Below are 10,741 nucleotides of genomic sequence, written 5' to 3' on the forward strand. Positions count from 1 at the left end.
ATGATCGCCGACTTCACCCTGGGCCAGGACCGGCTCAACCTGGAGAACCTGGGAATCACCACGGCCAACTTCGGGGCCAACGTGAGCATCGTCGCCGTGGCGGCTGGCACGCAGGTCAATCTCGGGGCCGACAGCATTACCCTGGTGGGGGTAGCCGATCCCAACAGCATGACCTTCGGGGACTTCATCCTGGTGGGCTGAGGAGGCACCGCCAGCCATATTGCTCAAGGGAAGAGGGGGGAAGCACTCGGTGCTTTCCCCCTTTTTCATAGGGACGCTTTCCTGTTTCTGGTGATTGGCTGGCGCTATTCCATTCCTTTCTTCTGCCCTGTAAATGCCGCCGGTTTTATGGCGCTCATACCGTGGTTACTGTCATCTCCCAAGCAAGAAAGATGCCTCCGAAATGCCCGGTTTCCTCACTTGAATCAACGGTTGTATTCCGCTGATAAGTGGGGAATGTCAATGGAGTGGCTCTGGAATGGGGGTTCCGTGAGCTTGGAGATAAGCGTGCCAAGACTGTCGGGAGAGTGCTATCGCATGATGAAAGGATTCTTGGGCTATTGCTTTTGAATATTTCTTTTAAATTCAGCAATTTATTATATTTTTACATTTAGAAACATGTTGCGACGTATTCTTGACAGTGCCTGGGCGCAGAACTTTAGTCAGGGTGTGAACGAGCATGACTATTTTCTGGCAGGTCACTGCGTTGCGGGACGTGTCCGCCGCAGCAGCCACCAGAAAGCTAGGGAGAACGTCGTCATGAGCAATGCTTCAGGCTCGCGCGGGGAGTCAGTTGTCCCCTCGACCTTGGCCTCCTCGGGGGTCCGCTTCCACGGTCCGCCCTGCGACTGACCAGTAGTGCCGCTGCCGTCGCCGACGGAGCGGGCAGGGACAAATCACCTGAGTCGAAACTGAGCTTCTACCAAGGCTTGGCGGGTTCGGCTGCGACTTCGATTTGCCCGGCTTGATCGATTTCCTTCGAAGAAACGTGGAGTCCACCCGCGGGGGTGTGATTCGGCCTGACTAATTGCTGTCGGATTGAGGAAACAAAAATGGCCAACTTCATCAAGTCTGACCTCGATTTCATTCTTCAGCAGATCCTCATCGCTGAAGCCCACGCGGCGGGGGCGGACCTGTCGGCGTTGCTGCCCAACGCGCAGGTGCCCTGGGGCCTGCGCACCATTGACGGCTCCTTCAATCACCTGGTCTTCGGCCAGCAGAGCTTCGGTTCGGCGGATAACTTCTTTCCGATGATGCTCCCGCAGGTGTTCCGCAACGAAGGTGACGATTTCTTCGATCTCAACGGCCCAGCCCTGGGCGGCGAGCTGACCAACAACAACTACGCCACTACCGGGCCCGTGGCCGGCAACGTGGTGGACGCCGATCCGCGGCTCATTTCCAACCTGATCGTCGACCAGACCATGAGCAATCCGGCTGCGGTCCAGACATTCCTCGATGCGGGGCTGGGCACCCTGGCCGACGGCACCCAGATCGACCCGAGCACCGGCCTGCCATTCGCGGTCGGCACCCTGCTGGGGGGCGATGGCCTGGCGGTACAGCCGGGACAGCCCCTGGTAATTCCCAACACCACGCCGGACGAAGGGCTGTCTGCGCCTTTCAACTCCTGGTTCACCTTCTTCGGCCAGTTCTTCGACCATGGCCTGGACCTGGTGCAGAAGGGCAACAGCGGTACCATCTTCATCCCGCTGCAGGAGGACGATCCGCTCTTCGTCCCCGGGGCCGCCACCAACTTCCTGGTGCTGACCCGCGCCACCAACGTGGCCGTGGGGGCCGGCGCCGACGGCGTCATGAACACCGCCGACGACGTGCACCGGCACCTGAACCAGACCAGCCCCTTCGTCGACCAGAACCAGACCTACAGCTCGCACCCCTCGCACCAGGTGTTCCTGCGTGCCTACGTGTCGACCGCCAATGGTCCGATGGCCACTGGCGAGCTGATCACCAACCGCAACCTTGTGGATGGCATCTTCGGCAATGGTAACGATATCGATATCGGCGGCATGGCCACCTGGGCGGTGGTCAAGGCCCAGGCCCGGGACATCCTCGGCATCAACCTGACCGATGCCGACGTCAATAACATCCCGCTGCTGGCCACCGACGCCTACGGCAATTTCATCAAGGGGCCGAACGGTTTCCCGCAGGTGGTGATGAAGGGCTTCGACGAGATCGCCGGAACCGCCGACGACGTGCTGGTGGAAGGCAATCCGCTGGCGCCCATCAGCCTGGTCAATGCCGTGCGTACCGGTCATGCCTTCCTCGACGACATCGCCCACGCCGCCAACCCGTTCAACAGTCAGACCGGCGCGCCGCTGGCAACTGATGCCGACGGCGTGGCCGGGGCCGACGACGCCAATGCCGCCACCTACGACAATGAGCTGCTGGATGCCCACTACATCGCCGGTGACGGCCGGGTCAACGAGAACATCGGCCTGACCGCCGTGCACCATATCTTCCACGCCGAGCACAATCGCCTGGTACAGCAGACCAAGGACGTGGTCCTGGCGTCCAATGACCTGGCCTTCCTCAGCCAGTGGCTGCTGCCGGGCACCGCGCCGGCGGTGTTCCCCACCACGCCGGAGGAGATCGCCGCGCTGCAGTGGCACGGCGAGCGCCTGTTCCAGGCCGCCAAGTTCGGCACCGAGATGCAGTACCAGCACCTGGTGTTCGAGGAGTTCGCGCGCAAGGTGCAGCCCAATGTCGATGAGTTCCTGGCACCCAATGGCTTCGACTCCACCATAGATCCGTCCATCGTTGCCGAGTTCGCCCATGTGGTCTATCGCTTCGGCCACTCCATGCTGACCGAGACCATCGACCGCCTGGACCCGAACTTCGCCAACAGCGAGATCGGCCTGATCCAGGCCTTCCTCAATCCGCTGGCCTTCGCCGCCAGCGGCCCGACACCCGATGAGGCAGCCGGTGCCATCATCCGCGGGGTGACCCGGCAGCAAGGCAACGAGGTCGACGAGTTCGTCACCGAGGCGCTGCGCAACAACCTGCTGGGCCTGCCCCTGGACCTGGCCACCATCAATATCGCCCGCGGCCGGGATGCCGGCGTGCCTTCGCTGAACGCGGCCCGCAAGACCTTCTTCGAGGCCACCGGCGACAGCCAGCTGAAGTCCTACACCAGCTGGGTGGACTTCATGGGCAACCTCAAGCATGAGGCGTCCCTGATCAACTTCATCGCGGCCTATGGCACCCACGCGAGTATCACCGGGGCCGCGACCCTGGCCGCCAAACGCCTGGCGGCCATGGAGCTGGTATTGGGCACGGACCAGAACGGTGACGGGGTCGTGGCGGCCGATCGCCTGGACTTCCTCAACAGCACCGGTGCCTGGGCCAGCGACCTGCCGCTGGATCCGATTCGGCCCAAGGACCTGGACGGTGTCACCACCACGGGCTTGGGCAACGTCGACTTCTGGGTCGGCGGCCTGGCCGAGAAGCAGATGCCCTTCGGCGGCTTGCTGGGCTCCACCTTCAACTTCGTCTTCGAGACCCAGATGGAGGCGCTGCAGAACGGCGACCGCTTCTACTACCTGGGGCGCCTGGCGGGCCTGAACTTCCTCACCGAGATGGAGAACAACTCCTTCGCCAAGATGGTGATGGCCAATACCAACGTCACCCACCTGCCGGCGGACATCTTCTCCACCCCGGCCTTCACCCTGGAAGTCGATCCGACCCGGCAGTTCACCGGCCTGGGTACCCTGGGGCGCGACGATCCCACTGACCCGGAGGCCATGTTCGCGCTGGTCATCCGTGACAATCCCGACACCGTCGGTCCGGATACCAACTACCTGCGCTACACCGGCGAGGACCACGTGGTACTGGGTGGCACGGCCGGCAACGACATCATGATCGGCAGCATCGGCGACGATACCCTGTGGGGCGATGAAGGCAACGACCGACTGGAAGGTGGCGACGGTGTCGACAACATCGAAGGCGGCGCGGGCGACGACATCATCACCGACCTCGGCGGCGACGACACCATCCGCGCCGGGGACGGCAACGACGTCCTGCACGGTGGCAACGGCCTGAACCTGCTGCTGGGCGGAGCTGGCGACGACTTCATCGTCACCGGGGAAGACGTCTCCGACACCTTCGGCGGGCCGGGCAACGACTACATCTACGGCGCCAAGACCAACCTGCAGACCGCAGGCAACGAAGGCGACGACTGGATCGAGATCGGCACCCAGGACGGCGCGCCCGGTGACAACTTCGCTCCCTTCGCCACCGATGACGTGGCGGGCAACGATGTGTTCATCACCGGTGGCGGCTTCGACGAGCTGATCGGCGAGGGCGGCGACGACATCATGGTGGGTTCGGACGGCGCCGACCACCTGGACGGCGCCTCCGGTTTCGACTGGGCCACCTACGGCCGCGAACTGCGTGGGGTGACCGCCAACCTGCTGATCGACGACTTCGTCGAGCCCCCGGTGACGGCGTCCAACGCCGGCGTGATGGACCGCTTCGCCGAGGTGGAGGGCCTGTCCGGCTCGGCCTTCGGTGACGTGCTGAAAGGCGACAACTCCGATGCCACGACCATCCCCGGTGACGGCACCAACGGCAGCACCCTGACCAACATCGCCCTGATCAACGGCCTGCAGGCGCTGTTCGACCAGGCCTTCGGGCCCGGCGTCATCTCCTTCTCGGCCGGCAATATCCTCCTCGGTGGCGCCGGCAGCGACATCATCGAAGGTCGCGGCGGTGACGACCTGATCGATGGCGACCGCTGGTTGAACGTGCGGGTCCAGGTGGCGGGCGACCCCAACGACAGCGTGCTGAGCATCAGGGACCTGATCCCGCGCATGCTCTCCGGCGAAGTCAACCCGGGTCAACTGAGCATCGTCCGCGAGCTCCTGGATGACGACGACAGCCTGGATACCGCGGTCTATTCCGGTCCCCGCGCCAACTACACCGTCACCACCCTCAACGGCGTCACCACGGTCACCGACAACGTCGGCACGGCCGCCCTCACCGAGGGCACCGACACCCTGATCAACATCGAACGCATCCAGTTCTCCGACCAGACCCTGGTGTTCGATCCGGTCACCGGCCAGTTCGTCGAGCCCGATCCGCTGCTGGGCCTCAACAGCCTGCCGGTGGGCACAGTGACCATCCTCGATGCCAATGGCAACGCCGTGGACAATACCCCGGCCGTCGGCCAGCTATTGCGGGCCTCGGTGGCCGGCGTGACCGATGCGGACATCGCCGGCGGTACCCTGGCCGGGAGGCCGGTGACCTTCGTCTGGCAATTCGAGGTCACCCCGGACTCCGGCATCTTCCAGGACATAGTCACCCTGGGCGGCGATGCGCCCTCGACCGCATCCCGCGACACCTTCCTCGTCACCGGTGACCTGGACGGCGTGGCGATCCGGGTCAAGGCGATCTACCAGGACGATGAGGGCGTGATGGAGACCGCTTTCTCCACGCCCACTGCCGCAGTGGAGGGCATAGTGCCCACTACGCCGGTGGCGCCGATCCCGGAAGAGAGTCCCACCGACCCCATCAACGGCGGCGTGCACCTGATCCGCGGGGACCTGCAGTTCATCCTCGACCAGATCAAGATATCCGAGCGCCATGCGGCCGGCGAGAGCCTGACGGATATCCTGCCGAACACGCGTGTGGCCATGGGCCTGCGCACCGTGGATGGCTCCTTCAATAACCTGGTGACGGGGCAGGAAGAGTTCGGTGCCGCGGACAATCCGTTCCCGACGATGCTCGACCCGTTCTTCCGCAACGACCAGGACGGCGATACGTTCGACAGCAACGGTGGGGCGCCCGGTGGCGTGATCGACAATACCAACTACGCCTCCACCACGGATGTGGTCGACGCCGACCCGCGGCTCATCTCCAACCTGGTGGTGGACCAGACCATCTCCAACCCGGTGGCGGTGCAGGCCTTCGTGGATGCCGGGCTGGGAACCCTGGATGCCAATGGAGTGCTGCTGGACCTCAGTGGTGTGCCGATTCCCGCCGGACAGCCGCTGTTCATCCCCAACACCGCACCTGACGAGGGCCTGTCGGCCGGCTTCAACTCCTGGTTCACCCTGTTCGGCCAGTTCTTCGACCATGGCCTGGACCTGGTGAACAAGGGCGGCAACGGCATCGTCTTCGTGCCGCTGGCCAACGACGACCCGCTGGTGCTGGGGGGCGATGGCGTACTGGGTACCGAGGACGACCTGCCGGTGGCGCAGCGCTTCATGCTGCTCAGCCGCGCCACCAATACCCTGGTGCAGGCCGGCGCTGACAATGTGCTGGGCACCGAGGACGACATCCACCTGCACAACAACCAGACCACCCCCTTCGTCGACCAGAACCAGACCTACACCTCCCATGCCTCTCACCAGGTGTTCCTGCGCGAGTACGAGCTGAATGCGGCGGGGGATCCGGTGGCCACCGGCAACCTGCTGGACGGCGCCACTGGCGGTCTGCCCACCTGGGCGGAGGTCAAGGCCCAGGCGCTGATGCTGGGCATCATCCTGACCGACGCCGATGTCACCAACCTGCCGATGCTGGTCACCGACGCCTATGGCAAGTTCGTGCCCGGCGCCAACGGCTTCGCCCAGTTCGTCACCGCTACCGGCCCCGTCGAGGGCGTGGCCGGCGGCCTGGCGGTGCCTGGCAACGTGGTGCGCACCAACCATGGTTTCCTGGATGACATCGCCCACAGCGCCAACCCGCGCAGTTCGACCGGGGCTCTGTTGACCGCCGATGCCGACGGAGTGGCCGGGGTCGACGACGGCCTCGCCGGCACCTACGACGACGAGCTGCTCAACGCCCACTTCGCCACCGGCGACGGGCGCGGCAACGAAAACATCGGCCTGACCGCCGTGCACCATGTGTTCCATGCCGAGCACAATCGCATGGTCGAGCACATCAAGGCGGTGGTGCTGGCCAGCAACGATGCGGCCTTCATTGCCGAGTGGCACCTGCCGGACGGCAGCTGGAACGGCGAGCGGCTGTTCCAGGCGGCGCGCTTCACCACCGAGATGCAGTACCAGCACCTGGTGTTCGAGGAGTTCGCCCGCAAGATCCAGCCGCAGGTCGACATCTTCTTTGCGCCGACCCAGGTCTATGACACCAACATCAACCCGGCCATAGTCGCCGAGTTCGCCCACGTGGTTTACCGCTTCGGCCACTCCATGCTGACCGAGAGCGTGGACCGCCTCGACGCGAACTTCGTCGACAGCTCCATGGGCCTGATCCAGGCCTTTCTCAACCCGTTGGCATTCAACCAGCTGAGCAACGGTGCGGGCGGCACCGTCACGGTCAGCGCCGATGAGGCGGCCGGTGCCATCGTCCGTGGCATGACCCGTCAGCTCGGCAACGAGATCGACGAGTTCGTCACCGAGGCCCTGCGCAACAACCTGCTGGGCCTGCCGCTGGACCTGGCCACCATCAACCTGACCCGGGGACGGGAAACCGGCGTGCCCTCGCTCAACGCGGCCCGCCAGGAATTCTTCACCATGACCGGGGACACCCAGCTCAAGCCCTATGCCAGCTGGCTGGACTTCGCGATGAACCTGAAGCACCAGGAGTCGGTGGTCAACTTCATCGCCGCCTACGGCACCCATACCTCGGTGACCAGTGCCACCACCCTGGCAGCCAAGCGCGCCGCGGCCTTCGCCCTGGTGTTCGGCGGCGACGGTGCGCCGGCCGACCGGATCGACTTCCTCAACGGCCCGGCGGCCACCACCGGGGTGAATGACATCGATCTATGGGTCGGCGGCCTGGCCGAGAAGCAGATGCCTTTCGGCGGCCTGCTGGGCTCCACCTTCAACTTCGTCTTCGAGACGCAGATGGAGAAACTCCAGGACGGCGACCGCTTCTACTACCTGGAGCGCACCGCCGGCCTGAACTTCCTCACCGAGCTGGAGAACAACTCCTTCGCCAAGCTGGTGATGGCCAACACCACCGCCACCCACCTGCCGGGGGACATCTTCTCCACCCCGGCCTTCACCCTGGAAGTGGACCCGACCCAGCAGTTCACCGGGCTCGGTGCCACCGGGCGCGATGATCCGCTGGGGGCCAACCCGCTGCTCCCGCTGGTGCTGCGCAGCGCCAACTTCCTCAAGTACACCGGCGAGGACCACGTGGTGCTGGGCGGCAGCGCCGGCAACGACACCCTGATCTCCAGCATCGGTGACGACACCCTGCACGGCGATGCCGGCAACGACCGCCTGGAAGGCGGCGACGGCAACGACATGATCTTCGGTGGTGCCGGCGACGACATCCTCACGGACAAGGGGGGCGACGACAACATCCAGGGCGGCGAGGGTAACGACGTCATCCATGGCGGCAACGGCATCAACCTGTTGATCGGTGGCTTCGGCAACGACTTCATCATCAACATCGAGGATGCCTCCGAGTCCTTCGGCGGTGTCGGCAACGACTTCATCCTCGGCGTGCGGGCCAACGAGTTCGCCTTCGGCAACGAGGGCGACGACTGGATCGAACGCGGGATGCCCGACGGCGCCGCCGGCGACAACTTCGACCCCTTCGGCAACGACCCGGTCATCGGCCATGACGTCTTCCTCGGCGAGTTCGGCATCATCGACCGCATGGACGGCGAGGGTGGCGACGACGTGATGATGGGCAACGGCGGCGAGGGCGACCGTTACGTCGGCCAGTCGGGCTTCGACTGGGCGGTGTTCAAGGATGACCCGGCCGGGGTGAGCATCGACATGCGCCTGCGCGCCTTCAACGAGGCCCCCATCGCGCCCGGTGCCACTTCCGTGCTGTCGCGCTTCGAGTCCACCGAAGGCCTGTCGGGTTCCCACTTCAGCGATCTGCTGCACGGTGACGACGCCGATGCGGCGTTGATCGCCACCTCCGGCGCCCATGGCAGCGTGCTGACCAACTTCAGCCTGATCAGCGGGCTGCAGGCGTTCCTCGGCACGGCGGCGGCAGGGGGGGACGGCGAGGTCGGAACGACCGACGACCAGTTCGGCAGCGGCAACATCATCCTCGGTGGTGGCGGCAGCGACACCATCGAGGGCGGTGGTGGCGACGACCTGATCGACGGTGACAAGTGGCTGAACGTGCGCATCAGCGTGCGCCAGAACATCGATGGCACCGGTCCGGAGATCGCCAGCTTCAACAACCTGAAGGAAATGGCTCCCTTCATGGTCAACGGCACCTACAACCCGGGCCAACTGGTGATAGTCCGGGAGATCCTCCAGGCTACCGGGCCCAACTACGACACGGCGGTGTTCCGTGGCAACGTCGGCGAATATGACATCCAGATCGACAACAACGGCACCACGATCGACTTCAGCGATGACGTCATCATCGTCACCGACTCGGTCGCCGGCCGCGATGGCACCGACCGCCTGACCGGTATCGAGCGCCTGCAGTTCGCCGACGATGTGCTGTTCGCCGCTCCCGGCGACAACAGCCTGCCGGAGGGCCTGGCCAGCATCAATGACATGACGCCCGAGCTCGGCACCCTGCTCAAGGCCTCGGTCCCGAATGTCAGCGATGCGGACAACCCCGGCGGTAACATCACCGGCAACGTCGCCTACTTCTGGCAGGTGGACAACGGCACCGGCGTCTTCGTCGACATCGATACGCTGGCAGCGGGTGGCGAACAGAACGCGTCCGCCGGGCCGACCTTCCGCGTCACCGCCGACCTAGTCGGGTTGCAGATGCGGGTCAAGGCGGTGTACCGCGATGCCAAGGGCGTGATTGAGACCGTGTTCTCGGCGCCGACCCAGGCCGTGCTGGCCACCGCTGCGCCGGACGCACCCACTGGCACTCCGGGCATCAGCGACATGAGTCCGACCCAGGGCCAGGGGCTGATTGCCGGGCAGGGCACCATCGATGACCCGGATGGCCTCACCACCTCGATCTTCACCTACCAGTGGCAGTCGTCGAGCAACGGGGTCACCTTCACCAATATCGCCGGAGCGACCAACCGTGGCTTCACGCCGACTGCGACGCAGATCGGCCAGCAGCTGCGGGTGGTCGCTACCTTCACCGATGATTTCGGCTCGACCCATTCGCTGACCTCGGCTACGACGGCTGTAGTAGGCGCTCTTATCGCCGGTACTGTCGGGGTCGACGATCTGGTCGGAACCATCGGGGCCGACAGGATCGATGCGGGTGACGGTAATGACCTTCTGCAGGGCGGCCTGGGTGACGACACCCTCGTTGGCGAGGGCGGCGACGATCTGCTGATGGGAGGACCCGGGGCCGATACGATGGTTGGCGGTGTCGGCAACGACATCTATGTGGTCCTCGAGGCCGGCGACACGGTGACCGAACTGGCCGCCGGCGGGCACGACACGGTGTCGACCGCCCTGGCCACCTACACCCTGGGGGCCAATGTCGAGGGGCTGTTCTTCGGCGGCAGCGGCGACTTCGTCGGCATCGGCAACGCGCTGGACAACGTCATCGCCGGCGGTGCCGGCAATGACGTGCTGGTCGGTGGTGCCGGAGCCGACACCCTGGTCGGTGGCCTGGGCAACGATGCGTACAACGTCGACAACGTCGGGGATCTGGTGATCGAGGCGGACGGCGGCGGCGTGGATTCGCTGGTGACGACCCTGGCCAGTTACACCCTGGGTGCCAACATCGAAAACCTGGTCTTCGACGGCGGTGCCGATTTCACCGGTATCGGCAATGGGCTCGACAACGCCCTCACGGGCAACATCGGCAACGACCTGCTGATTGGCAATGGCGGTGCCGATACCATGACCGGCGGCCTGGGTAACGATATCTA

Annotated in this window: 1 protein-coding gene and 1 pseudogene; both read left to right on the forward strand. The window is 64.8% G+C overall.

Annotated elements, in window-relative coordinates; genetic code table 11:
- Positions 1-201, forward strand: a pseudogene (locus ACFPU0_RS14570) (calcium-binding protein); the annotation flags it as partial.
- An 851-nt stretch (positions 202-1,052) separates the two neighbouring features.
- Positions 1,053-10,741, forward strand: a 9,689-nt coding sequence (locus ACFPU0_RS14575; protein ID WP_377693806.1) for a peroxidase family protein, incomplete at its 3' end; no start/stop codon positions are given.

Origin of the sequence: Pseudomonas sp. GCM10022186 (assembly GCF_042656385.1) — a bacterium.
GTDB lineage: Bacteria > Pseudomonadota > Gammaproteobacteria > Pseudomonadales > Pseudomonadaceae > Metapseudomonas.